Source organism: Glutamicibacter endophyticus (genome assembly GCF_048457885.1).
GTDB lineage: Bacteria > Actinomycetota > Actinomycetes > Actinomycetales > Micrococcaceae > Glutamicibacter > Glutamicibacter endophyticus.
In genome coordinates this window covers 2,270,964-2,293,386 of record NZ_CP174200.1, presented here as the reverse complement: position 1 = coordinate 2,293,386, position 22,423 = coordinate 2,270,964, and the positions used below count along the sequence as shown (strand labels likewise).

General features: G+C 61.6%; 21 protein-coding genes. 16 read left to right on the top strand and 5 right to left on the bottom strand.

Features of this window, described 5'->3' with window-relative positions:
• Positions 1–108 precede the first annotated feature (108 nt).
• Genes ACJD00_RS10640 through ACJD00_RS10630 form a run of 3 tightly spaced genes read left to right on the top strand, consistent with a single transcriptional unit; the run spans position 109 to position 2,644 of the window.
• Complete coding sequence (locus ACJD00_RS10640) at positions 109–930, top strand: electron transfer flavoprotein subunit beta/FixA family protein (RefSeq protein ID WP_309406475.1); 822 nt, start codon at positions 109–111, stop codon at positions 928–930.
• 14 nt (positions 931–944) lie between these two features.
• Positions 945–1,889, top strand: a complete 945-nt coding sequence (locus tag ACJD00_RS10635) for an electron transfer flavoprotein subunit alpha/FixB family protein (protein ID WP_418906984.1) — start codon at positions 945–947, stop codon at positions 1,887–1,889.
• A complete protein-coding gene (locus tag ACJD00_RS10630) occupies positions 1,886–2,644 on the top strand; it encodes a PIG-L deacetylase family protein (RefSeq protein WP_418906983.1) in 759 nt (252 codons plus the stop codon). Before ACJD00_RS10635 ends, ACJD00_RS10630 begins: the two co-directional genes overlap by 4 nt.
• A 79-nt stretch (positions 2,645–2,723) precedes the next feature.
• Here ACJD00_RS10630 and ACJD00_RS10625 read toward each other — a convergent pair whose 3' ends face one another.
• The 5 genes from ACJD00_RS10625 to folP all read right to left on the bottom strand — a co-directional run bounded on the left by ACJD00_RS10625 (position 2,724) and on the right by folP (position 6,643).
• Positions 2,724–3,320 carry an anti-sigma factor domain-containing protein gene (locus ACJD00_RS10625; protein ID WP_418906982.1) on the bottom strand — a complete coding sequence of 199 codons (597 nt, stop codon included), beginning with the start codon at positions 3,318–3,320 and terminating at the stop codon, positions 2,724–2,726.
• 118 nt (positions 3,321–3,438) lie between these two features.
• Positions 3,439–3,906 carry a tRNA (cytidine(34)-2'-O)-methyltransferase gene (locus ACJD00_RS10620; protein WP_309406482.1) on the bottom strand — a complete coding sequence of 156 codons (468 nt, stop codon included), beginning with the start codon at positions 3,904–3,906 and terminating at the stop codon, positions 3,439–3,441.
• Between the two features lie 35 nt (positions 3,907–3,941).
• The gene (locus tag ACJD00_RS10615; protein WP_418906981.1) at positions 3,942–4,832 is read right to left on the bottom strand and encodes a J domain-containing protein; all 891 of its coding nucleotides are present in this window, start codon (positions 4,830–4,832) and stop codon (positions 3,942–3,944) included.
• A gap of 129 nt (positions 4,833–4,961) precedes the next feature.
• Positions 4,962–5,705: a dihydrofolate reductase family protein gene (locus tag ACJD00_RS10610; RefSeq protein WP_418906980.1), complete on the bottom strand. Its 744-nt coding sequence runs from the start codon at positions 5,703–5,705 to the stop codon at positions 4,962–4,964.
• A gap of 11 nt (positions 5,706–5,716) precedes the next feature.
• The gene (gene folP, locus ACJD00_RS10605) at positions 5,717–6,643 is read right to left on the bottom strand and encodes a dihydropteroate synthase (RefSeq protein WP_309406488.1); all 927 of its coding nucleotides are present in this window, start codon (positions 6,641–6,643) and stop codon (positions 5,717–5,719) included.
• A 117-nt stretch (positions 6,644–6,760) separates the two neighbouring features.
• On the opposite strand from folP, the gene ACJD00_RS10600 reads away from it, so the two are divergent.
• The 13 genes from ACJD00_RS10600 (at position 6,761) to ACJD00_RS10540 (ending at position 22,386) form a co-directional block, all read left to right on the top strand.
• Complete coding sequence (locus tag ACJD00_RS10600) at positions 6,761–7,555, top strand: hypothetical protein (protein ID WP_418906979.1); 795 nt, start codon at positions 6,761–6,763, stop codon at positions 7,553–7,555.
• Between the two features lie 27 nt (positions 7,556–7,582).
• Positions 7,583–8,818 (top strand): cysteine desulfurase family protein, encoded by a 1,236-nt coding sequence (locus ACJD00_RS10595; protein WP_418906978.1) that lies wholly within the window; start codon positions 7,583–7,585, stop codon positions 8,816–8,818.
• A complete protein-coding gene (gene mnmA / locus ACJD00_RS10590) occupies positions 8,815–9,951 on the top strand; it encodes a tRNA 2-thiouridine(34) synthase MnmA (protein WP_418906977.1) in 1,137 nt (378 codons plus the stop codon). Before ACJD00_RS10595 ends, mnmA begins: the two co-directional genes overlap by 4 nt.
• Positions 9,952–10,203: 252 nt before the next feature.
• A complete protein-coding gene (locus ACJD00_RS10585; protein WP_418906976.1) occupies positions 10,204–11,838 on the top strand; it encodes an ABC transporter substrate-binding protein in 1,635 nt (544 codons plus the stop codon).
• 130 nt (positions 11,839–11,968) lie between these two features.
• A complete protein-coding gene (locus ACJD00_RS10580) occupies positions 11,969–13,060 on the top strand; it encodes an ABC transporter permease (protein ID WP_418906975.1) in 1,092 nt (363 codons plus the stop codon).
• A gap of 2 nt (positions 13,061–13,062) precedes the next feature.
• A complete protein-coding gene (locus tag ACJD00_RS10575) occupies positions 13,063–14,043 on the top strand; it encodes an ABC transporter permease (protein WP_418906974.1) in 981 nt (326 codons plus the stop codon).
• Positions 14,040–15,728 (top strand): dipeptide ABC transporter ATP-binding protein, encoded by a 1,689-nt coding sequence (locus ACJD00_RS10570; protein ID WP_418906973.1) that lies wholly within the window; start codon positions 14,040–14,042, stop codon positions 15,726–15,728. Before ACJD00_RS10575 ends, ACJD00_RS10570 begins: the two co-directional genes overlap by 4 nt.
• 76 nt (positions 15,729–15,804) lie before the next feature.
• Positions 15,805–16,176, top strand: coding sequence for a chorismate mutase (locus ACJD00_RS10565; RefSeq protein ID WP_309406504.1), 372 nt, complete (start codon positions 15,805–15,807; stop codon positions 16,174–16,176).
• Positions 16,169–17,215, top strand: coding sequence for a hypothetical protein (locus ACJD00_RS10560; protein ID WP_418906972.1), 1,047 nt, complete (start codon positions 16,169–16,171; stop codon positions 17,213–17,215). The genes ACJD00_RS10565 and ACJD00_RS10560 overlap by 8 nt, the downstream gene beginning before the upstream one ends.
• Before the next feature lie 135 nt (positions 17,216–17,350).
• Positions 17,351–18,025, top strand: a complete 675-nt coding sequence (gene mtrA / locus ACJD00_RS10555) for an MtrAB system response regulator MtrA (RefSeq protein WP_309406507.1) — start codon at positions 17,351–17,353, stop codon at positions 18,023–18,025.
• Between the two features lie 70 nt (positions 18,026–18,095).
• Positions 18,096–19,826, top strand: a complete 1,731-nt coding sequence (gene mtrB / locus ACJD00_RS10550; RefSeq protein ID WP_418906971.1) for an MtrAB system histidine kinase MtrB — start codon at positions 18,096–18,098, stop codon at positions 19,824–19,826.
• Complete coding sequence (locus ACJD00_RS10545; protein WP_418906970.1) at positions 19,823–21,532, top strand: LpqB family beta-propeller domain-containing protein; 1,710 nt, start codon at positions 19,823–19,825, stop codon at positions 21,530–21,532. Before mtrB ends, ACJD00_RS10545 begins: the two co-directional genes overlap by 4 nt.
• A 74-nt stretch (positions 21,533–21,606) precedes the next feature.
• A complete protein-coding gene (locus tag ACJD00_RS10540) occupies positions 21,607–22,386 on the top strand; it encodes a ComF family protein (protein ID WP_418906969.1) in 780 nt (259 codons plus the stop codon).
• Positions 22,387–22,423: the final 37 nt, after the last annotated feature.

The following is a 22,423-nucleotide window of genomic DNA, read 5'->3' as shown; positions in this document are numbered from 1 at the left end:
ACGTTGGAGGGCCAAATCAGGCATGGATCGCGCCGCGCTCGATACGATACACATAACGAAGGTGACATCCACCATGGGCACAGCCCATCTTTTTCTTGAAAGGTGAGAATGAGCGAGGACAACAGCAACGCGCTAAAAATCGTGGTTCTGGTCAAGCACGTTCCCGATGTGCAGTTCGATCGGCATATCGACGCGCAGACTCTGCGTATTGAGCGAGGCGAATCCACTCTGTCGGAACTCGACGAGTACGCCATCGAGGCGGCCTTGGCGATCATCGAAGCCCACGGTGGAGCGGCTGCCGGACACGAAGTTATCGCCGCAACCATGGGCGGATCTAATGCTTCGGGTGCCGTGAAGAAGGCACTGCAAATGGGCGCGACCTCCGGGGTGCATCTCAATGATGAGGCGTTGGCTGGCTCCGATGTGCTGGCTACTTCGAAAGCACTTGCGGCGCTCATCGAGAAGATTGGCGACGTCGACCTGGTGGTGACGGGAATGTCGTCCACCGATGCCGAGACTTCCGTGGTGCCGGCACAGTTGGCCGAACGCCTCGGCTGGGCCCAGCTGACCCAGGCGTCGTCGGTTGAATTCGATCAGGCGACCAATACCCTGGTGATCAGCCGAGACTCGGCTACGCAGCGATTGCGCTTGTCGGCCTCATTGCCGGCCGTGCTGTCGGTGACCGACCAGGCAAACGAGCCGCGCTACCCGAACTTTAAGGGCATTATGGCGGCTAAGAAGAAGTCCACCACCGAGTTGTCCGTTGCTGACCTCGCCTTGGATGCCGCCGCGGTGGGTCCTGAAGGCTCGCGCAGCACCGTGGTGCAGGCCGAAGCCCACCCGGCGCGTGAAGCCGGAACCGTGATCACCGATTCCGGCGAGGCCGGGATCGCGCTCGTTGATTTCTTGGCCGCTCAGAAACTGATCTAGGGGAACATTCGCACATGACTACTGCATTGGTCTTTCTCACCGAAACCGCAGAAAACCTAGGCAAGGCCCAACGAGAGCTAATGAGCTTGGGCGCCCGCTTTGAGCAGACCCTGGTGGCTGTGCCGGGTGACGCTTCCGAGTCGCTCCGTGCCGAGTTGGGACGCTACGGGGTTGCGACGGTCTACACCGCCGCCGTGGATCCCGAAATTTTCGCTCAACCCCTGGTGGAGCTGCTTGACGCGGCCATCGCCGCCGGACAGCCCGAGCTGGTGCTCACCGGCAATGATCCGCTCTCGCGCGAAGCCGCGGCTCGTGTTGCGGTGCGCCGCGAGGCAGGCATCGTCACCGACGCAACGGACGTGAGCGCCGACTTGCTGATCAGTAAGGACGAACTGGCTGGCAGCTATGGTGCTCAGGTCAAGGTCGCTAGTCAGCCGGCTTTGGTGGCACTGAAGCCCAATAGTGTCGACGACGCGCCGGCCGAGGCTGCCTCCACGCCGGAGGTGGTTAGCCTGCCGTTGGCCGAGGTTGACGCGCCGCAGGTGCGCGTGCTTGGAGCGGAACCGAAGCCGGTCTCGACTCGCCCGGCGTTGAACGAAGCACGCGTCGTTGTGGCCGGTGGCCGCGGCGTTAACGGTGACTTCTCGCCCGTGGAGGACCTTGCGGATGCCTTGGGTGCTGCCGTGGGCGCCTCGCGCGCTGCGACCGATGCCGGATGGATTTCGCACGACGCCCAGGTGGGTCAAACCGGTGTGACCGTGTCTCCGCAGCTGTACATCTCCGCCGGCATTTCCGGTGCCATCCAGCAGAAGGCTGGCATGCAGACCAGCAAGGTGATCGTTGCGGTCAACAAGGACGCCGACGCGCCGGTCTTCGAGATTGCTGATCTTGGAATCGTGGGCGACTTGGCGAAGGTCTTGCCGCAGGCTGCCGAAGAAATCCGGCGCCGTCAGGCATGATCGACACCCAACCATTCGTTGACGGTTCGGTACGACGGGTCTTGGCCTTCGGTGCGCATCCGGACGATCTGGATTTTGGCGCGGCGGGTACTATCGCGAAACTGACAAGTGCCGGGGCCGAGGTGCAGTACTGCATCATGACCGACGGCGACGCCGGTGGGTTTGATGCGCGCACGCCCGAGGAAATCACGGCGTTGCGCCACGCTGAACAGCGCCAGGCGGCGCAGGCGGTGGGCGTGAGCCACGTGCATTTCATGGGGGAGCGCGATGGATTTCTGGCTCCCACCTACGAGGTGATCGGTAAGGTTGTGCGGCTGATCCGTCAGGTTCGCCCGGATATTGTCATGGCGATGCATCCGGAACGGAACTGGGATCGGATTCAGCGTTCGCATCCGGACCACCTGGCCTGCGGCGAGGCGGTCACCCGAGCGATTTACCCGGCCGTGGAGAACCCCTTCTCCTACCCCGAACTGCTCGGCGAGGAATCCCTCGCAGCCTATAAGGTGCCGTGGTTGTGGTTGTATGGTGCTCCCACGGAACGCGAGAATGCCTTTGTGGACATGACCGATCATTTCGAGTCGAAGATGACGGCACTGCGGGCCCACTTTACCCAGCACCCGGACGTGGCAGCCATGGAACGTTTCGTCGAGCAGCAGTGTCGCCAGAACGCACGACGTGGGGGTCTGAAGGGTGACTACGCCGAGGCTTTCCACGCGGTAGCGGTCAACGCGGACGACACCGTTGCCGGTTTCTAACGGGCAGCAAAGCTAAAAGCAGGAGGGAACGAACCAGTCGGTTCGTTCCCTCCTGCTTTTTCGACGTGGTGCCGCCGGACTATTCGTTGGCGCCTTGTTCTGCCGGTGCCGGGCTCTCTTCCTGCGACTTTTGCTGCGCCGGATCCAGCGGGAGGTTCACCGAGGCCTCGAGGCTATCGCCCGAGGGAGCCGATGGGATGTTGCCGGTCTCGCGGGTGACGTTGACCGCGATGAGCGACTTCAGCGGGGAGTAGCTTCCGCTGCTCTCGGACTGCTGGCTCGATAGGATCGCGTTCACCGCGCCGTCCTCGGTAATCGCCCAAACCACATAGGTTTCGGACCCATCGAGCTCGGGCAAGCCCTGCAGTTGGACGGCCAGGGCGTCCTTCTTCTCCGAGGTCGATACGCTCACGGCACCGCCATTGGCAAGGTTTTCGCTCACGGTGACGGCGTCCTTAGCGTCGGCCACCGAGTTGGGGTTGGGTCCCTTGTTTAAGAGGGAGTATCCAACTAGTGCAACCACGACGACCAGGATTGCGACGACAACGCCGATCACAAGACGCTTGGCCTTGCGTGGCTTGGCGGCCCGTGAGGTTTGGGCGACCTCGTCAACAAGGTCCAGACCCAGATCGTCGTCCGGAGTCTCATCGCGGTGCTGGTTGTAGCTACCGTTCATGTTCTTGGGTTCTCCCGAGTGTTAAGGTGAGTCAGGCTCTCTCCGACGCCAACGCGGGGTCGGATTACTGTAGAGCCTACTTTATAAAGATTGGGTAAAGCTGTGACGGAGGTGCCGATCAGATGGGCGCGCCTTCGAAGCCATGCTGTCGCCAAGCTTCAAAGTTCACGATTGAAGCGCAGTTGGCCAGGTTCAGTGAACGGCGTGCCGGTAACATCGGTAGCTTCACCAGCTCGGTGATACGCGGATGCAGCTTTTCCTCGGCGGTGAGCCCCTCCGATTCCTTACCGAAGAGCAGGATATCGCTGGGCTCGTAACTGATATCGGTGTACAGCGTCGAGCCCTCTGAAGTGTAGGCAAACACACGTCCCTCGCCTAGGGCTTCCAAAGCCGCATCGAGGTTCTCATGGATCGTCACGTTCGCCAGATCGTGGTAGTCGAGGCCTGCACGGCGAAGCTTCGAATCCTCGAAGTCGAAGCCCAGGGGTTTGGCCAAATGCAGTTCGGCGCCGGTTATGGCCGCCAGACGGATGGCGTTGCCGGTATTGCCTGGGATCTCGGGAGCATTAAACAGAATTCGAAACACGTTGACAGTTTATTACTTCGAACGCCGCCTACGGGTCAGTACATGCCGCCGAGCAGGCGAGCCAGGCTCGAGCGATCCACCACATTTGGCATCGGCCCCGAGCCGAGGAATAGCTTCAGCTCCCGCACCAGCGACGCGGCATTTACGACGCTCGTCGCGGCCACGGCGGGTTCGGCGTTGCGGGCATACTCGATGACCGGCTCGTGGACATTCCGGTTCGAGGAGAGCACCACGGTGAAGGAAGCCACGTTCATTTCCATGAACGCGTGCTGTAAGCCCGTTGCGTCAAGCTTCGGCGGTTGGGTCATCTTGGTGCCATGACGCAATATCTGGCCGTCGAAATGATAGTAGCCTTCGGGTACCGTCATCGAGTTAATGACCGCCAACCGGTACCCGGCCACGACCACGTGATCGTAGAACTCCCGCCCTGGAGCATGGAGCCCGTTGACCAGGCGGGCGGCCGGCAAGACGGAGAGCACGTTGTTGCTGATGATCTTGGCAACGGCCGCCTCGCGCTCCAACCGTGCGCGTGAGGTGAAGAGCCCGCGTTTACGCGGTACCCCGTGGACCCGCTGTTTAGATGCCTCCACCGACAGTTCGCTAAAGGGCTCGCTGAGCGGGGGCACAAAGTCGATGGGCAGGCTGGCCTTGGGTTGGGCTGGGTTGCCGCGCAACCGGTCGTCGTAGGACTCAGTGGGCTGATGGCCCGGGTAGCGTTGCGAGGCCCCGTAGGACCGATCGAAGCTTTCGCGGGCATGTTCGTCCGAGAGCACCTGATAGGCGTGCTGCACCAACTTGAACTGTTCCGCACTGCCACCGAGGTCGGGATGCGCCGTGCGCGCGGCCTTACGGTAGGCGACCTTGATTTCGGCGAGCGTTGCCGTGCGCGAGACGCCGAGGATCTCGTAGGGACTTGGCGTGCTCATGGAGTGCAGAGTTCCTCTCGGGCTATTGAGCCTAGGCGCCGGAGGCACGAAGATGTGCGCGGCACGCAAGCCGGGGCAGTGTCACCAGTTTACGGGCACTAGCTTCCGAGGGGGTGGCGGTGTTCTCGCTCAGCGCACCTCAGCTCGGCGGTAGTCGGCCAAGAGCATCGAATCCTCCTCGAAGAGTGCGTTCAGTTGCATCTCGTGAACTGCCTCGCGCGGATCATTGGCGATGCGTGCCCCGTCGCCGGCAACCATCCGGGGAGAGAAACTGAGGCAGAGCGAATCGACCTGATTTGCCGCCGAAAATTGCCCGAAAATGCGCGGCCCGCCCTCGGCATGAATAAATCCCAAGCCACGATCCGCTAGCTGCTGGACGATGGCCTCGGGATCGCAACCGCCACCGGATTCCGGCACCCGGCAAATCTGCACATGCTCCGGGTAGGCTGCCCGCTGGGCCGCGTCGGGTGCGGCGGTGGTAAAGAGCAGCACCTCGGCTGGACTTTCCCGTAGCACCTCGGCATCCGGCTCGATCGACAGGGAACGCGAGACGATCGCCAGGACCGGGTGGGCACTTCGCCCGTGGTCCCGGCGCCACTGCTGATCCTCCTCCGAGACCAGCGGGCCGCTGTATCCTTCGGCATGTACGGTGCCGGCACCGACCAGAATCACGTCGGCTAGGCGGCGCTGTAACGCGAAGGCCCGACGGTCGGCGGCGCTACCCAAGGCTGCGGAGCGCCCCTCGAGCTGCGCGCTGCCATCGAGGCTGGAAACGAAATTAAAGCGTACGAAGGGTCGCGCCGCGGCGGCGTAAGCCTGCAATAGTTGGTCGTCGGTCGGGTCGTCGATGGGCGTTGGTAGCAGCTGACGCACGGTCGTACTCCTTATTGAATGGCGCTTCGTTCGGGATGAGCCGGGGGATTGACGTCGGACATATTGTGAACCTGATAGACCGGTTCCCGCCAGCCCATGGAGGCTTCGATCAGGCGCACGGTCTGCACCGATTCGGGGACGTTATGCATCCGAATAATTCGGGCCCCGCCGGTGATGCACAGGGTGGCGGCCACCATGGAGCCGACCAGGCGTTGCTCCTTGGGAAGATCCAGGGTTTCGCCGATGAAGTCCTTATTGGACACGGCCGCCAGCGCGGGATAGCCGAGTGCGGCGATGGCCTCGAACCGGCCGGTGATCTCCAAGGTGTGTTTGGTGTTCTTGTTCAGATCGTGCCCCGGGTCGACGATGAGCTTGTCGGCGCCGATGCCGGCCCGCAGCGCGGTGTCCACCCGGGCGGCGAGGAAATCACGCACCTCGCCGATCACGTCCGTGTACTTGGGCCGCGGATAAATTGTGCGCGGGCTGGCTAGCGAATGGGTTAGGACTAGGTGCACCTTGTGCTCGGCGACTACGTCGGCCAGCTCCGGGTACGCCAGACCGGTGGTGTCGTTGATGACGTCGGCTCCGGCCTCGATCGCAGCTTCGGCGACCTTCGGGTGGAAGGTGTCCGCCGAGATAATCACGTCGCTACGTTCCCTTACGGCCGCGATCACCGGGACGATGCGTTCGGCTTCCTCCTGCCATGGCAGTTCTGGGCCGGGGGAGAAAGGCACGCCCCCGATGTCCACCCAGTCGGCGCCGGCCGCGACAGCCCGCATGGCGGCTTGCACCGCAGGTTCTAGCCCAAAGGTGGAGCCGGCGTCGTAGAAGGAGTCCGGTGTGCGGTTGACCACTGCCATCACGGCGATGCGGCGCGAGAAATCGATGCTTCGATGCCCAAAATGGTGTTCGTTGACCTTCAGCTGGGGCAGGTACACGCAGCGTACTCCTCGATTAGTTGATCGGCCTGCCCACTACGGACCGCCTAATTCATTCATATCACCCGGCCGACGCCCAGGGCGTGTCTGCCAGTCACACTCGTTAGGCTTAACCGCATGGACTTCACACATATAGCGGCACAACACGGCCAATGGATCGCCACCGCCAGCCAGCGGGCGCAACCAGCGACTGTGGCCGCTCAGGTACCGGCAGGCTATGAACGATACGTGCGCATTTTGCACCCGGCGCTCGACGAGGAGGGCCGAAGCCACCGGTGGGCTGAGGTCGCGCGGGCGACCGGGGAAACATTGCACGCCACGAGCCTGTTCGAGGACGTAGCGCGGCTCGACGAACGAGGGCTTCCGCTCGATGAGAATTCCTGGGTAGACAGCGACCTGCCCGGGGAAGAACTTCCCACGGATCAGTGGCAGGCGCTCACCGACCACCTCATTGCGGCCACCGCGCAGCAGCGTTTGATCCTTGGGCTGTGGGCCGGATTCGCCTTTATCGAAGGCGGGGAACGGATCGACATCGAATCCGCGGCCGAGAGCGAGGCGGACACAGAGGCTCACGCGGCGGCGCTCGCCGAGGCCCGTCGTCCGGGCTTCTCCGACGAGGTGCTCCGCGCCCCACGCCTGGAACTTCCCGGCGGATACCGAAACTATCTGCTTTTTGACGCCGATCATGAGTTCCTAGCGGCTCCACAGTGGGCCACTACCGCGGCAGGGGCGCAGAAACAACACCCCTCGATCGTGTTTCCGACCGATCACTCGTGGTTGCTGAGCACCGAACCCTATGATGACTCGACGATCGTGGGAGGCAGCGCCGCGTTGATCGACGCGCTCTGCGAAGATAACCGGCTCGAGACCCTTGAGGTCGGCGAACTCACACGCATTGGCCATTCAGCCTAAGCGCGGCCAGCTCGTACCATGGAATAGATGAATAATTCAGCGGTCTATCTCGACCATGCCGCGACCACCACGCTGAACCCCGTGGCTCAGGCCGCCATGCTCGAGGAATATGCGCACACCGGCAACCCTTCGTCGTTGCACGGTGCAGGTCGTCGCGCCCACCGTGTCGTGGATGAAGCCCGCACGACCATTGCGCAAACGCTCTCGGCCCACCCTTCCGAGGTCATCTTCACCTCCGGAGGCACCGAATCCGATAATTTGGCGCTCAAGGGACTGTACTGGTCTCGCCGCGATGCCGACCCGTCCCGACGAAAGATCCTGATTTCCGGCATCGAGCATCATGCAATTCTCGATACCGCCGAGTGGCTCGAGAGCCACGAGGGCGCGGAATTAGTGTGGATGCCGGTGGACCGGGAGGGTCGACTGGATGTATCTGCCGCCGCTCAGCTACTCGAGCAGCATGCCGACGAGCTGGCCGTGGCCACCCTCATGTGGGCTAATAACGAAGTCGGCACGATTCAACCGGTCGCCGAATTCGCGGCATTGGCCGCGGCGCACCGAGTACCCGTGCACACCGATGCGGTGCAGGCGTACGGAGCCATCCCGGTGGATTTCGCCGCCAGCGGCGCCGCAACCTTGGCGGTCAGCGCCCACAAGATCGGGGGACCGGTTGGTATTGGCGCTTTACTGGTGCGGCGCGATGTCACGCTTACACCGGTTCAGCATGGTGGGGGACACGAACGCAAAATGCGTTCGGGCACCATGAACGCCGTGGCCGCAGCCGGCTTCGCGGCGGCGGCACACGATGCCTGGCAAGGACTCGAGGAATATTCCCGGACACTGGTGACGTTGCGAGATATGGCGGTCGAACGCATCACCGAGCAGATCCCCGAGGCGACACTCAACGGTCCGGCCGACACCGGTGGGTGCGCCCAGCGGTTGCCCGGGAATTTGCATTTTAGTTTCCCCGGGTGCGAGGGTGACTCCTTGCTCTTCGTGCTGGACATGCTCGGAATTGCCTCGTCGACCGGTTCTGCGTGCACCGCCGGCGTGCCACAGCCCTCGCATGTCCTGTTGGCCATGGGGCGCGATGCCCGCCAAGCACGAAGCGTGCAGCGGTTCACGCTCGGGCATTCGACGAGCGCCGCAGATATTGAGGCGTTGGTCAAAGCCCTGCCAGAGGCCTACCAGCGCGCGAAAAAGGCCGGCATGGCCGCAGACCAAAGCAGCATACACACAGCAGGAACAGGATTTAACCGATGAAGGTACTAGCGGCAATGTCCGGCGGAGTCGACTCGGCGGTAGCCGCGGCGCGCGCCGTGGACTCCGGCCACGACGTGGTCGGAGTCCATCTCGCGCTCTCGCGGATGCCCGGTACCTTGCGTACCGGTAGCCGTGGTTGTTGCACGATTGAGGACTCCAACGACGCCTGGCGCGCCTGCGACAAACTGGGGATCCCGTTCTACGTGTGGGATTTCTCGGACCGTTTCAAGGAAGACGTCGTCGACGACTTCATCAGCGAGTATGCCGCGGGGCGTACCCCTAACCCGTGCATGCGCTGCAATGAGAAGATCAAGTTCGCCGCGTTGTTGGAAAAGGCACTTGCTCTCGGATTCGATGCGGTTTGCACCGGGCACTACGCCAAGGTGATCCGAGACACGGACGGGAATCCGGAACTACACCGCGCAGCCGATTGGGCCAAGGACCAGTCCTATGTGCTGGGCGTGCTGACGCACCAGCAGCTTGAACACTGCATGTTCCCGCTGGCCGAAACTCCCTCGAAGGCCGAGGTGCGCGCCGAGGCCGAGGCCCGCGGTTTGACCGTGGCTAACAAGCCGGATAGCCACGACATCTGCTTTATCCCCGACGGCGACACCCGTGGCTGGTTGGCCGAGCGTATCGACATGACCCCGGGGCAGATCCTTGATCATGAGGGCAACGAACTCGGTGAACATTCCGGAGCCCACGCGTTCACTGTGGGCCAGCGCCGCGGGCTGAAGCTGGGACGTCCGGCGGCCGATGGCAAGCCTCGCTTCGTGCTGGAAATTCGCCCGAAGGACAACAAGGTCATTGTTGGTCCCGAGGACCTGCTGACCGTCGACGAACTACGTGGCATCCGCATCTCCTGGGCCGGCCTGCCCATCGACGAAGTTGAATCCGGCGCCGAGTTCGACTGCATGGTACAGGTGCGTGCCCATGGTGACCCGGTGAACGCCCGCGCTCATCTCGAAGCGGTGCCGGGCGAACCCAGCACCCTGGTGGCTCGGCTTCCCGAAGGCATGCGTGGTGTCGCCCCGGGGCAGACCATGGTGATCTATCAGGGCACGCGCGTGCTCGGCCAGGCGACTATCGATTCGGCTCGTTCAACTGCTTGGGACCCGGCCAAGGTTGGCTAGGTTGCGCTGGTAGCCATTTTGAGGACGGCTCACCGCTCCGCTTTGGAGTGGTGAGCCGTCTTTTTCGTGCCACGAGTCCGCCCTTAGTTCTCCGGGGAATGGCGCGAGAATCCACGGACCGGAGCAAATTCGCGCAGCTGTTGGTTCGTTCAACACCCACTTCGAATATGTGAAAGATGTATCGTATAGTTTAGTTCGGCATGATCCGCATCACACACCGCGGTCATCCAGATCACTAGACAAAGGATTCACATGTCTGCACGTTACTCGCGTCTCTCCCGCGCCGCCGTGGTGCTGGCCGCCAGCGCCCTAGCGCTTTCCGCCTGCACCGGCCCTGCTGCAAGCCCCGAAGGAGAATCGGGGGAGCCAGGTGGCACCGGGGCCCCGATCACCGTCGGCACCACCGACAAGGTCACCTCACTCGATCCCGCCGGTTCCTATGACAACGGGTCATTTATGGTGATGAACCAGGTCTTCCCGTTCTTGCTGAACTCCGAGCCCGGTAGCCCGGACCCGTCAAACGATCTGGCCGAGTCCGCGGAGTTCACCTCGCCGACCGATTTCACTGTCAAGCTGAAGCCCGGCCTGAAGTGGGCCAATGGCCATGATCTGGACTCGAAGGATGTGAAGCACAGCTTCGACCGCCAGCTGAAGATCGCCGATCCAAATGGCCCGTCCTCCTTGCTGGGCAACGTCGAATCCATTGAAGCGCCGGATGCCACCACCGTCGTGTTCAAGCTCAAGGTCGCTAACGACCAGACCTTCCCGCAGGTGCTGACCTCGCCGGTGGGTCCGATCGTGGACGACGAGGTCTTCCCGGCCGACAAGCTCGTCGACGATCAGGCCATCGTCGATGCCAAGGCCTTTGGCGGACAGTACGTGATCGACTCCTACAGCAAGAACTCGCTGGTCTCGTTCAAAGCCAACGAGGCCTACAACGGCGTGTTGGGGGCTCCGGCCAACAACGCCGCCGCGATCAAGTACTACGCCGATGCGAACAACCTGAAGCTGGAAATCCAGCAGGGCAAGATCGACGTTGCCTGGCGCTCCTTGACGCCGACCGACATCGAGGACCTGGAGAAGGACGATAAGCTCACCGTCCACAAGGGCCCAGGTGGCGAACTTCGCTACATCGTCTTCAACTTCGATTCGATGCCGTACGGCGCAAAGACCGACGAGGCCGACGCCGCCAAGGCCAAGGCCGTACGCCAGGCCGCCGCGCACCTGATCGACCGTCAGGCGATCGCCACCAACGTCTACAAGGACACCTACACGCCGGCCTACTCCTTCGTTCCCCAGGGATTCACCGGAGCGATCGAGCCGCTGAAGGAAATGTACGGCACCGACGGCAAGCCGGACGCCGACAAGGCGAAGAAGGTGCTCGAGGACGCCGGCGTCGAGACCCCGGTCAAACTGGCGCTGCAGTACAACCCGGACCACTACGGCCCGAACTCGGGTGATGAATACGCGGCCGTGAAGAAGCAGCTCGAGGCCGACAAGCTCTTCCAGATCGATCTGAAGTCGACCGAATGGGTGACCTACCAGAAGCAGCGCGTCACCGACTACCCGGCCTACCAGCTGGGCTGGTTCCCGGACTACTCGGATGCCGATAACTACCTGTCCCCGTTCTTCGCCAAGGAGAACTTCCTCTCCAACGGCTATGACAACGCCGAGGTAGACAAGCTCATCTCCGAGCAGCGTGGCCAGAGCGATGCCGCCGAGCGCACCGCCAGCATTGAAGAACTGCAGCGCATGGTTGCCGAGGACCTCTCGACCCTGCCGTTGTTGCAGGGTTCGCAGGTTGCGATCGCCGGTAAGGACGTGCAGAACGTCGACACGACGCTGGATGCATCGTTCAAGTTCCGCCTGGGTGTCCTGAGCAAGTAATGAGCTAAACGCACGCATATCGACAAGGGGACCGGGAGGGCGATCCTAGGGATCATGCCGTTTCAGGTCCCCTTGTCATGCGCGCCGTTCCAGCACACAACGCAGTTAGCACATAACGAAGGACCAATTCATGAGCACCCCCACGGAAATCGGCGGCGTACCCGCCCCGTCGACCGCGGCCAAACCCGCCAAAACCAAAGGCGGAGGCTTCTCCCGGTACCTGATCACCAGGTTCCTCCTCATTTTTCCCACCGTCTTCATCCTCATCACGGTGGTCTTCTTCCTCATGCGGATCACCGGCGACCCGATCACCGCGGCCCTTGGCGGGCGGCTGACACCCGATCAGCTCGCCGAACGCATTCACGCCGCCGGCTACGATCGGCCGATCCTCATCCAGTACTTTGAGTACCTCGGCCAGGTGGTGCGCGGCGACCTCGGCCGGACCATGACCGATAACTTGGCGGTCACCGAGGTGCTGACCACCTACGGTGCGGCCACCTTGGAACTGGCGATTAACTCGGTTTTTGTCGCGCTGCTTATCGGTATCCCGTTGGGTCTGGTGGCCGCCAAGTTCCGTGACCGTTACCCGGATGCCGTGTTGCGCGTCTTCGCGATCCTGGCCTATGCCACGCCGGTATTCTTCGCAGGACTCCTGCTCAAGCTGATCTTCGGTGTGTGGCTTGGCTGGTTCCCGATCTCCGGGCGCGCCGACTGGCAGACCGAACTGGCGCTGACCGGGTTGCAGAACCCCAGCGGTATCTATTGGCTCGATGCGCTGCGCAGCGGCAATATGAGCGCCTTGAGCGATGTGGTGCGCCATGCTGCACTGCCGGCGATTGCCCTGGGCCTATTGACCGGTGGCGTCTTCCTTCGCTTGGTCCGCACCAATGCGATCGGCACCCTTGGGCGAGAATATGTCCAGGCCGGACGCTCGCGCGGTGTCTCCGAATTCCGGCTGGTCACCAAGCACGCCTACCGCCCGGCATTGATTCCCATCATCACCGTGATGGGAATGCAGATTGCGATGCTGCTGGGTGGTGCGGTGCTGACCGAAACGACGTTCGAGTGGAAGGGGTTGGGCTTCAAGCTCGCCGAATACCTCACCGCCCGTGACTTCGTTGCCGTGCAGGGCATCGTGGTGTTGCTGGCCATCATCGTGGCCTTTACCAACTTCATCGTCGACATCCTGGCCGCGCTGATCGATCCGAGAATCAGGTACTAATCATGACCATCACAGAATTGAAACCGCGCTCCAACACCGCCTGGATCGGCAAGTTGCCGGTCGTTTCCCACCTGAAAATCTCCTCCGGTCTGCAACGTGGCATGCTCATCGCCGGGCTCATCCTCGCCGGCTTGTTCGTGCTGGTCGCACTGTTCGCACCGGTGATTGCACCCTTTGACTTCGCCCAGTCGGCCGACGCCAGCGGGGACTTCCCGCGTCAGGCCGCACCGGATGGCAAGTTCATTTGGGGGACCACGGTCTCGGGTTTTGACGTCTTCTCACGTACGATCTTCGGCGCCCGCACCGCGATCCTTGTGATTATTGCCGCCGTCATCATGTCGCTGTTCCTCGGCGTGTTCCTCGGACTGATCTCAGGGTACTTGGGTGGCTGGTTCGACCGGATTGCCGTCGTATTAGCCGACGCAATCTACGCATTCCCCTCGCTGCTGCTGGCGATCGTGATGTCCATTGTGATTTCACAAGGCCAGTCCGGGATGCTCGGAGGCATTATGGCCGCAGCCGTATCGATCACGGTCGTGTTCGTGCCACAGTATTTCCGCGTCATCCGCGCCGAAGTGATGCGCCTGAAGGCCGAGCCGTTTGTGGAATCGGCGCAGGTGATCGGTGCCAGCCCGTGGCGGATTATGGGCGTACACTTGTTCCGCAACGCGACCCGTACGTTGCCGCTGATCTTCACCTTGAACGCCACCGAAGCCCTGCTGACCCTGGCTGGATTGGGCTTCCTCGGCTTCGGCATTGAGCCAACCAGCGCCTCCGAGTGGGGCTTTGACTTGAACCGGGCCATGGCCGATGCCACCAGTGGCATTTGGTGGACCGGGCTCTTCCCGGGTCTGGCCATTGTGCTGACCGTGCTGGGATTGACCCTCGTCGGCGAGTCGATGAATGACCTGAACGACCCACGGTTGCGACGTTTCAGCCGCCGCCGGGCCAAGCGCATTTCTCAGGCAGGAGCAAGTAAATGAACGCTGTGAACGCACCCGAAATGACCAAGCCTGCGGCGGTGCTATCCGTTGAAGACCTCAACATCGATTTCGTCACCGATTCGGGGGCCGTGCCGGCGGTGCGCGGTGTTGATTTCAGCGTGGCACCGGGCGAAATCCTGGCGATCGTCGGCGAGTCCGGCTCGGGTAAGTCGGTCACCGCGCGTACCGCCCTTGGCATGCTGGCCGAGAACGGTGCCGCCCAGGGAGCCGTATATCTCAAGGGCCAGGACATGTTGCACCTCGACGCGGCCGAGTTGCGCGCCGCGCGCGGGCGTGACGTGTCGATGGTGTTCCAGGAACCATCGACCGCGCTCAACCCGGTTTTCACGGTGGGTTGGCAGATCATGGAAGGCATCCGCGCCCACGGCAAGGTATCGAAGAAGGAAGCCCGCGCCCAGGCCATTGAGGCCATGCGCCAGGTCGGGATCCCCGACCCCGAATCGCGCGTGGACTACTACCCGCACCAGTTCTCCGGCGGGCAAAAACAGCGCGTAGTGATCGCCGCCGCGCTGGCATTGAAGCCGGCGTTGATTGTCGCCGACGAGCCGACCACGGCACTGGATGTGACCGTGCAGGCCGAGATCCTGCAGTTGTTGCGCACGCTGCGTGAGGAATTGGGCACCGCGATCGTGATCATCACACACAATATGGGTGTGGTGGCCGATATCGCCGACCGTGTGATTGTCATGAACCAGGGAAGAATCGTCGAACAGGCCCCGGCCGAGCAATTGTTTGGGCAGCCGCGCGACGACTACACCCGCTCGCTCTTAGCGGCGGTCCCACATTTGGGACGCAATAGCGCCTCGGAAGGCCTCAGCGAGCGTCCGCATGCGCAGGGCGAAGTTGTGGTCGAGGCCCGCGACCTGCGCATTCACTTCCCGGGCCGGCTGGGGGCTCCCGGATTCACCGCGGTGGACGGGGTGAGCCTAAAGATCCATGCGGGCGAGGTGTACGGCCTGGTGGGGGAGTCCGGTTCCGGCAAGACCACCATTGGGCGCACCATTGCCGGGCTGAACCACATGACCGGCGGGTCGCTTAATGTGCTGGGCTATGAGATGGCCCAATTCAAGGAACGAAGCTTCAAGCCGCTGCGTCGTCAGATCGGATTCGTTTTCCAGGATCCGGCCGCGAGCTTCAACCCGCACCTGACCGTCGGTGAATGTGTGGCCGAGCCGCTACGTGTGCATACCTCGTTGAATGAGCGGGAAATGCGCGCCAAGGTTGCTTCGCTTCTCGAGGCGGTTCAGCTTCCGGCCGGTTTCGCGCAACGCTACCCCCATGAATTATCGGGCGGGCAACGCCAGCGCGCCTCGCTGGGGCGTGCCTTGGCGCTGGATCCGAAATTGCTGATCGCCGACGAACCAACCAGCGCGCTGGATGTTTCGGTGCAGGCCAAGGTCCTTGAACTCTTCAAGGACCTACAGGATGAACTGGGCTTTGCGGCGCTGTTCATTTCGCACGACCTGGCCGTCGTGGACTTGCTGTCTACCTGGGTGGGTGTGCTCTACCGCGGCTCGCTACTCGAGGAGGGGCTCGGCTCGCAGGTGCTGAGCAATCCGCGCCACGCCTACACCCGCCGCCTGATCGCGTCCTTGCCGGTGCCGGATCCGGCCGAGCAGGCCCAGCGTCGGGCGCTGATTCAGTCGCTGAACCAGCAGGACTGAATAATCGCAAGCGGGTGGCGCTCATGGAGCGTCACCCGCTTCGTTTGTGGCCGAGAGAGGCCGTAGACTACCGATTATGAGCGAGCCGAACTTCACCGATGATTCTCCGACCTTCGACCCGCACGCCAGCTCTCTCGAAGGCCAGGTGGATCAGGGCGTATTGGATGAGTTGTATGCCATCCGTGGCAGTATCGATAACTTCGATGCGCAGTTGGTGTATCTGCTTGCCGAAAGGTTCAAAGCGACGCAACGCGTGGGCCATCTGAAGGCGCACCACAAGTTGCCGCCGAGCGATCCGAATCGCGAAAAGGCCCAAATTGAACGTTTGCGCGAGCTGGCGCAGAGTGCCAACCTTGATCCGGAGTTCGCAGAGAAAGTGCTGAACTTCATTATTTCCGAGGTTATCCGGCATCATCGACACATTTCCGACACTCATCAGAATGACTAACAGCGAAGCAACACCCTCTCAGGTGCGCGTCACCTCCTTCTGCCAGTATCCAACTAAGGACGCGGAACAGGTTTACCCGCTGGTGCGCGGTGAACTTGGTGCTCCCAATCTCGGGGTGCTGGTGCAGCTGCCCGACCGTGGTGTCTGGTCACAGCCTATTGGCCGAAGTGCGAGCATGCTCGCCGATATGGGCTTCGATCTCCAACCACATGGGTGGCGCGTCGGCGTGTCCGACGGAATTGATGCCCGGCGTGCCCGTGCGACCTTACGCAGCGACGAGAACCTGCTCGCAGACATCCTGGGCGCTGAAACTAAAGTCACCGATGAACTCAAAGTCAGCATGCTAGGCACTTGGTCCTTGTGTGCCGAACTCAGCTTGGGCAATGGAGAAAAGACCATTAGCGACCATGGGGCGCGGCGCGATATCCGCCAAGCGTATGCTCACGGCGTTCAAGAGCATTTAGGTCGTCTGGCGCGGGCCACCGGAATCACCAAATTCACGGTGCAACTCGATGAGCCCGTACTCGATCAGGTGCTCGACGGTCGCGTGCCTACCGCCAGTGGCTATCGAACGATTCGGTCCATACCGCGTTCCGAGGTCCGTGAAGGCTACACGCAGTTCCTCGAGGTGATTACCGAGCGTTATGACGTGCGGGTGATTGCTAACCTTCGCGCCGAAGATCCGCAGTTGACCGAGCGCATTGAATTGCTCGAACAGGCCGGAGCCCATGGGTTCGTGATGAATTCGCGGACCATGAATTACTCGCAATGGGAAAAGGTCGCGGCCCTCGTCGAAAAGGGCAGCGGGATTTTTCTGCAAGCTCTGGCCCCCACCGGCCGTCACCCAGGGGTGGTCGAAGGCGTCAAGCAGCTACTGCGGCCATGGCATCAGTTGGGGCTATCCGACCGGGACCTGGGCGCTCTGACACTAATGCCGATCGGTGACTTTGCAGGGAGCTCGGCGACCGACGCGCAGCGCTGTCTTGAACGGCTCAATGAGTGGGCTGTCGCGCTGGAGCAAACACGAGTCGATGCCTGAGCGCCGCGCCGAATACCTCTTAAGGATCATCGAAAACCGTTGGTGACGTGATGTATCTTAGGAGATAAAGACATCGCCGCTCGTGGGGTGTAAAACGGCACGATCACCAATGTGCATTGGTATTCAGGGGGAAGAGTGAAAGCACGAATTCTCGTCGTCGATGATGATGAAGCGCTGTCGGAAATGATCGGCATCGTGCTGCAAAACGACGGATTCGCTCCTGAGTTCTGTTATGAAGGCACGGGCGCCATTGAAGCCTTTCGCGAGCACAACCCTGACCTTGTGCTACTAGACCTGATGCTTCCGGGGATTGATGGCATCGAGGTGTGCAAGCAGATCCGCGCCGAATCGGATGTGCCAATTGTGATGCTCACCGCGAAGTCGGATACCGCAGATGTGGTGCGCGGTCTTGAATCGGGGGCCGATGATTATGTGCCCAAGCCATTCAAGCCAGCCGAACTGGTCGCCCGCGTGCGCGCACGTCTGCGTCCGGGCGAGACGCACGCCGCCGAAACCCTGCACCTAGGCGATATCACTATCGATGTAGCCGGTCACCGAGTGACCCGGGGCGATGAGCAAATCGGCCTGACGCCACTGGAATTCGAGTTGTTGGTGACCATGGCTCGCAAGCCTTGGCAGGTCTTCAGCCGTGAACAGCTACTCGAAGCGGTCTGGGGCTACCGTCACGCCGCCGATACCCGCCTCGTGAACGTGCACGTGCAGCGGCTTCGTTCCAAAATCGAAATGGACCCGGAAAAGCCTCAGGTTATTCAGACTATCCGCGGTGTAGGGTACAAGGCCGGTTCCTAATTTGACTGGACCTGGTAGCGCTGGCAGCGAGCTCGTGGCGGTGGGCTCGGGTGGCCCAACTCCACCGGCCGTGAGCCGCATTCGTCGCATTCGTTTGCGGTTCAAGCGCCTGTGGGCGATGGCCAAGGACCGCTGGCACCGGTACTTGATGTACCGCACGGTGGTCTCCACGCTGCTCTTTACCACCTTGGCGCTGCTGGCCGCCGGTGCGTTTCTGTCCAACCAGATCGCTTCCGCGCTGTTCAACGAGCGTTTTAGCCAGATTTCCAAGGAATCGGAGCGCGGCCTCACTCAGGCGCGTTCGATTTTCGAATCAGCGGCAACCACGGATCGTGTTGCCACGCAGTCGTTGGTCAACTCCACCTTGGCAACCCTGGAAGGCGACGGTGCCACGGTGGTGCGCGACTTCGTGCTGGTCCCCATGCCGGGAGCCGAGAATCTTTATGTCGGTCCGACCGCTTCCGGCCAGCTCACCTCGCGGGTTGTGCCCGCAGACCTCGCCGAAGCCGTCCAAGCCCAGCAAGGCATTTTTTGGCGTTCGGTCGAATTGGGTGTTGCCGCGGAGCGAACTCCGGGCATCATTGTGGGCACGAAGGTGCTAATTCCGCCGGGCCGGGACTACGGTCTCTACCTTGTTTACGACCTCAGTAGCGTCCAAGACACCCTGTCGTTTATTAACCGGGCCATGGTGTTCACCGGCCTGGTGCTCCTGCTCGTCGTCGGATTTATTTCTTGGTCGGTTTCGCGCACGGTGGTGCGTCCGGTCGCCGATGCGGCCTATGTTTCCGAGCGCATCGCGGCCGGTGACCTGGACCGCCGTATGAAGGTTGCCGGCAAGGATGAAGTGGCCCGTCTCGGGACGGCTTTTAACCACATGGCCCAGTCGCTACAGGACCAGATCATTCAGCTCAATAACCTCTCGGCCATGCAACAACGTTTCGTTTCGGACGTCTCCCACGAATTGCGGACCCCGTTGACCACGGTGCGGATGGCTTCCGAGATGATTTTTGAATCCCGCGAGAACTTCGACCCGTTGACGGCGCGTTCCGCGGAGCTGATGTATGACCAGATTGAACGCTTTGAACACTTGCTCAACGATCTGCTGGAAGTTTCGCGCTTTGATGCCGGAGTAGCGGTGCTGGATCGTGAATCCACCGACTTGGTCGTGATCGCCCGCAAGGTGATGGATACGGCCACGCCTGTCGCCGACGAGTACGGTTCCCTCCTTCGGCTAAACGCGCCACCGGATGGTTGCGTTGCAGAGTTCGACCCTCGCCGCGTGGAGCGCATTATTCGAAACCTCGTGCTCAACGCCGTCGAACACGGCGAAGGAAAGCCGATTGATATTACGGTCGCGCAAAATGCGGACGCCGTAGCCATTAGCGTGCGAGATTACGGTATCGGCATGAGCGAGGAAGCCGCGGCGCACGTCTTTGACCGTTTCTGGCGTGCCGATCCTGCTCGGGCACGGACCACCGGTGGCTCCGGACTGGGCCTTTCGATCGCCATGGAAGATACTAGGTTGCACAACGGTCGACTGGAAGCTTGGGGGAAGCTCGGCGTCGGATCGGTGTTCCGTCTGACCCTGCCGCTCACCGGGGAGCAGACCATCGAGAACTCACCGTTGCCGCTGGAACCCGCGGTGCCCGAACGCGTTGAAAGGGTCCTGTCCGACACCTTCCCGCTTACCGGAGAGGTGCCCCGGATTGGGTACACGCCGCTGGTATTGGAAGACGATGATCTGCCCGATGATGTGACCGACCCCGAAGCGAGCCGACACCGTGGGGAGGGACAGGCATGAAGCAACGGCCGTTCTTAGTTCGATTGACCGTGGGACTGCTCATGGTCGTCCTTATGCTCAGCGGATGTGCCAGTATCCCGAAATCCTCGGCGATCCGACAGATTGAGTCGAACACCGATTCCGAATTGCAAGAGCCCTATCGCTTCGACGGGGTGGGGCCGGTGGAGAATGCCGAACCGCGGCAGATTGTCGAGGGATTCATCGAGGCCGGAGCCTCGATCAAGGAAGACTACCGGATTGCCCGCGAGTTCATGACCAAAGAACTCTCGGATAAGTGGAAGGGCAATTCGCGGGTCTTGATCTATGAGGCGAGCGAGGTACTCGCCGGCGCCGTGACCGACTCCTACACGATCCAGCTCGAGGTGACCGGCGAAGTCGACGCCAAGGGAGTGCGAACCCTTTATCCGCCGCATTCGACGCGCGCCGTCGATGTGGAACTGACCAAGGTCGAAGGTCAGTGGCGTATTTCCCGGGCCCCCGATGGGATTATGCTCGAGGCCTCCACGTTCCCCCGTATTTTTTCGCCGCGCTCGATCTACTTTTACGACAGCAGTTACAAGTACCTCGTACCCGACGTTCGTTGGTTTGCTGCCGGCACTGGAACGGCAACCTCAATGGTCGAGGCCATGCTCGATGGACCAGCACCGTATTTGGAAAACGCGGTAACTTCTGCGTTCTCACAGGCCAGCCAGTTGGTGCGCTCGGCCGTGCCGGTCAGCGACGGGGTCGCCACCGTGGACTTGAACAAAGAGACCTTCGCCGAGGCTACCGACCTCTCACGTCAGCTGATGCAGCAGCAGCTCGAAGTCACCTTGGACTCGGTGGCCGCGGTCAACCAGGTCACGATGAAGGAGAACGATACCGAGGTTAATCTGGGGGACCCTGCACCAAATTTCGAGGCCGCCCAAATCAACCCGAGTGTTCCCGACACGCAAATTGCAGTGGCCGATCAGAGCCTAGCCTTCGTCAAGGGGCGTTCGGTGATACCCGTGGGCGGAATGCCAGATCTTTCGCCCTACGCGCCGCGCGACCCGGCCATGTCACCGGTGGGTAACCGTTATACCTTCCTCAACGGCAAACGCACCCAGCTGTGGTCTGTCAGTGATGTCGGAGAGCTGCGACTGGCTGCCACGGGTGGGTCCCTAGTCCGTCCGAGTATGGACGCGTTCGGGTGGACGTGGACCGCAGATAACACGGAAAAGCAGCCACTGGTGGTGGTTCCCGAGGATATCGAAACCATGGGGGAGTACCGCCCGCTGAGCGTGCCGTGGCTAGATGACTCGAAGATTGAGTCGTTACGAATCTCCCGCGATGGCGCACGTGCTTTGATTGTTCTGTCCAAGGGGCGTAGCACCCATGTGTATATCGCAGGCGTCATTCGCGACGCCGACGGTGTTCCGCGAGGGCTGAGCGAGAACCCCATGGAGGTCTTCGCTCAGGTGCCAGTGAACACCGCGGTGTGGTCTTCGGACACGTCGATTATCGTGGCCGAAGTGAGTGGCGATCAGTCGGTTCAGGCCGAGGAAATCACACTTCAGAACGGTTCGGAACTCTTCTCGTATCTGCTGGGAATGAAGGGGATTTCCGCGGGTCCAGGCGATCGTCGTCCGGTGTATGCGGAGACCGCCGATAAATTGCTGACACGCGTGGGCAATTCTTGGCATGAGCTCGATGACTACGCGAAAGATATTTCCTACCCGGGCTAGTCGGTGTGCAGCTTGCTATTCACAGTAAGCAGGATGCCGCGCAGGGTGCCGTCGAGTCGCGTCATGCTGATGGCATGGCGCATCGTTGGCTAGTGTTTCTCGACAACTTGTGGCATGCCCGGCTCACCCGCACCCTGGTACGGGCCGGACAGGAAGTTGCCGACCTCTGGGTTCCGGCCAGTTGCGCGCTGTGCAGTCGAGCGGGGGACCGACTATGCGCCCAGTGCGCCCAAGAACTTCGTGAAGAATTTTCAGGGCTGCGCACCGGGGAGCCTGTGTACAGTAGCCTCACCCTGCCCGATCTACCCGAGGACATTCCGGTACTGGGTTGCGGTGTCTACACCCATGCGCTGGCCCGGGCGATCCTGGCCTACAAGAATCGCCAACGTTACTTTTTGCGCTCTGCGTTCGGTCCCGCCATGGGGGTAGCCCTCGAGATGATGTCCACGAGATATGGGCCTGGCGGTGATCTGCTCGTGGTGCCGATGCCCACTTCGGTCAGGGCACGTTCACGCCGCGGTTTTTGCCCGGTGCACGATATTTTGCGTTTCGTTGTCCAGCAGGGATGGATGCCTGCGCATACTCGGGTGCGACCAATCTTGCGTTATACCGTCCATGGGCAATTCGGCGGAGCCCAGAAGGGACGCACGGCTCAAGGACGTAGACAGGGCTACGGGAAGTTTCGTGCCGAACCTCCGGCATGCCCCGCACCGGCGGTGATCCTCGTCGATGACGTACTGACCACCGGCCACACCATGAAGCAGGCGGTCTCCGCTTGCCAAGTCGCTGGCTACCGCGTGGTAGGTGCGGTTGTCTTGGCGTTGACGCCGGCCCCGGATCACGAGGTGCACTAGTACAGTTCGCTATACGCGATAAGAAATCTACGGCGTT

What these genes read in the sequence shown, in the direction of transcription:
- ACJD00_RS10640 (WP_309406475.1), top strand. Translation starts at nt 109, where the DNA reads ATGAGCGAGGACAACAGCAACGCGCTAAAAATCGTGGTTCTGGTCAAG.
- ACJD00_RS10635 (WP_418906984.1), top strand. Translation starts at nt 945, where the DNA reads ATGACTACTGCATTGGTCTTTCTCACCGAAACCGCAGAAAACCTAGGC.
- ACJD00_RS10630 (WP_418906983.1), top strand. Translation starts at nt 1,886, where the DNA reads ATGATCGACACCCAACCATTCGTTGACGGTTCGGTACGACGGGTCTTG.
- ACJD00_RS10625 (WP_418906982.1), bottom strand. Translation starts at nt 3,320, where the DNA reads ATGAACGGTAGCTACAACCAGCACCGCGATGAGACTCCGGACGACGAT.
- ACJD00_RS10615 (WP_418906981.1), bottom strand. Translation starts at nt 4,832, where the DNA reads ATGAGCACGCCAAGTCCCTACGAGATCCTCGGCGTCTCGCGCACGGCA.
- ACJD00_RS10600 (WP_418906979.1), top strand. Translation starts at nt 6,761, where the DNA reads ATGGACTTCACACATATAGCGGCACAACACGGCCAATGGATCGCCACC.
- ACJD00_RS10595 (WP_418906978.1), top strand. Translation starts at nt 7,583, where the DNA reads ATGAATAATTCAGCGGTCTATCTCGACCATGCCGCGACCACCACGCTG.
- mnmA (WP_418906977.1), top strand. Translation starts at nt 8,815, where the DNA reads ATGAAGGTACTAGCGGCAATGTCCGGCGGAGTCGACTCGGCGGTAGCC.
- ACJD00_RS10585 (WP_418906976.1), top strand. Translation starts at nt 10,204, where the DNA reads ATGTCTGCACGTTACTCGCGTCTCTCCCGCGCCGCCGTGGTGCTGGCC.
- ACJD00_RS10580 (WP_418906975.1), top strand. Translation starts at nt 11,969, where the DNA reads ATGAGCACCCCCACGGAAATCGGCGGCGTACCCGCCCCGTCGACCGCG.
- ACJD00_RS10575 (WP_418906974.1), top strand. Translation starts at nt 13,063, where the DNA reads ATGACCATCACAGAATTGAAACCGCGCTCCAACACCGCCTGGATCGGC.
- ACJD00_RS10570 (WP_418906973.1), top strand. Translation starts at nt 14,040, where the DNA reads ATGAACGCTGTGAACGCACCCGAAATGACCAAGCCTGCGGCGGTGCTA.
- ACJD00_RS10565 (WP_309406504.1), top strand. Translation starts at nt 15,805, where the DNA reads ATGAGCGAGCCGAACTTCACCGATGATTCTCCGACCTTCGACCCGCAC.
- ACJD00_RS10560 (WP_418906972.1), top strand. Translation starts at nt 16,169, where the DNA reads ATGACTAACAGCGAAGCAACACCCTCTCAGGTGCGCGTCACCTCCTTC.
- ACJD00_RS10545 (WP_418906970.1), top strand. Translation starts at nt 19,823, where the DNA reads ATGAAGCAACGGCCGTTCTTAGTTCGATTGACCGTGGGACTGCTCATG.
- ACJD00_RS10540 (WP_418906969.1), top strand. Translation starts at nt 21,607, where the DNA reads ATGGCGCATCGTTGGCTAGTGTTTCTCGACAACTTGTGGCATGCCCGG.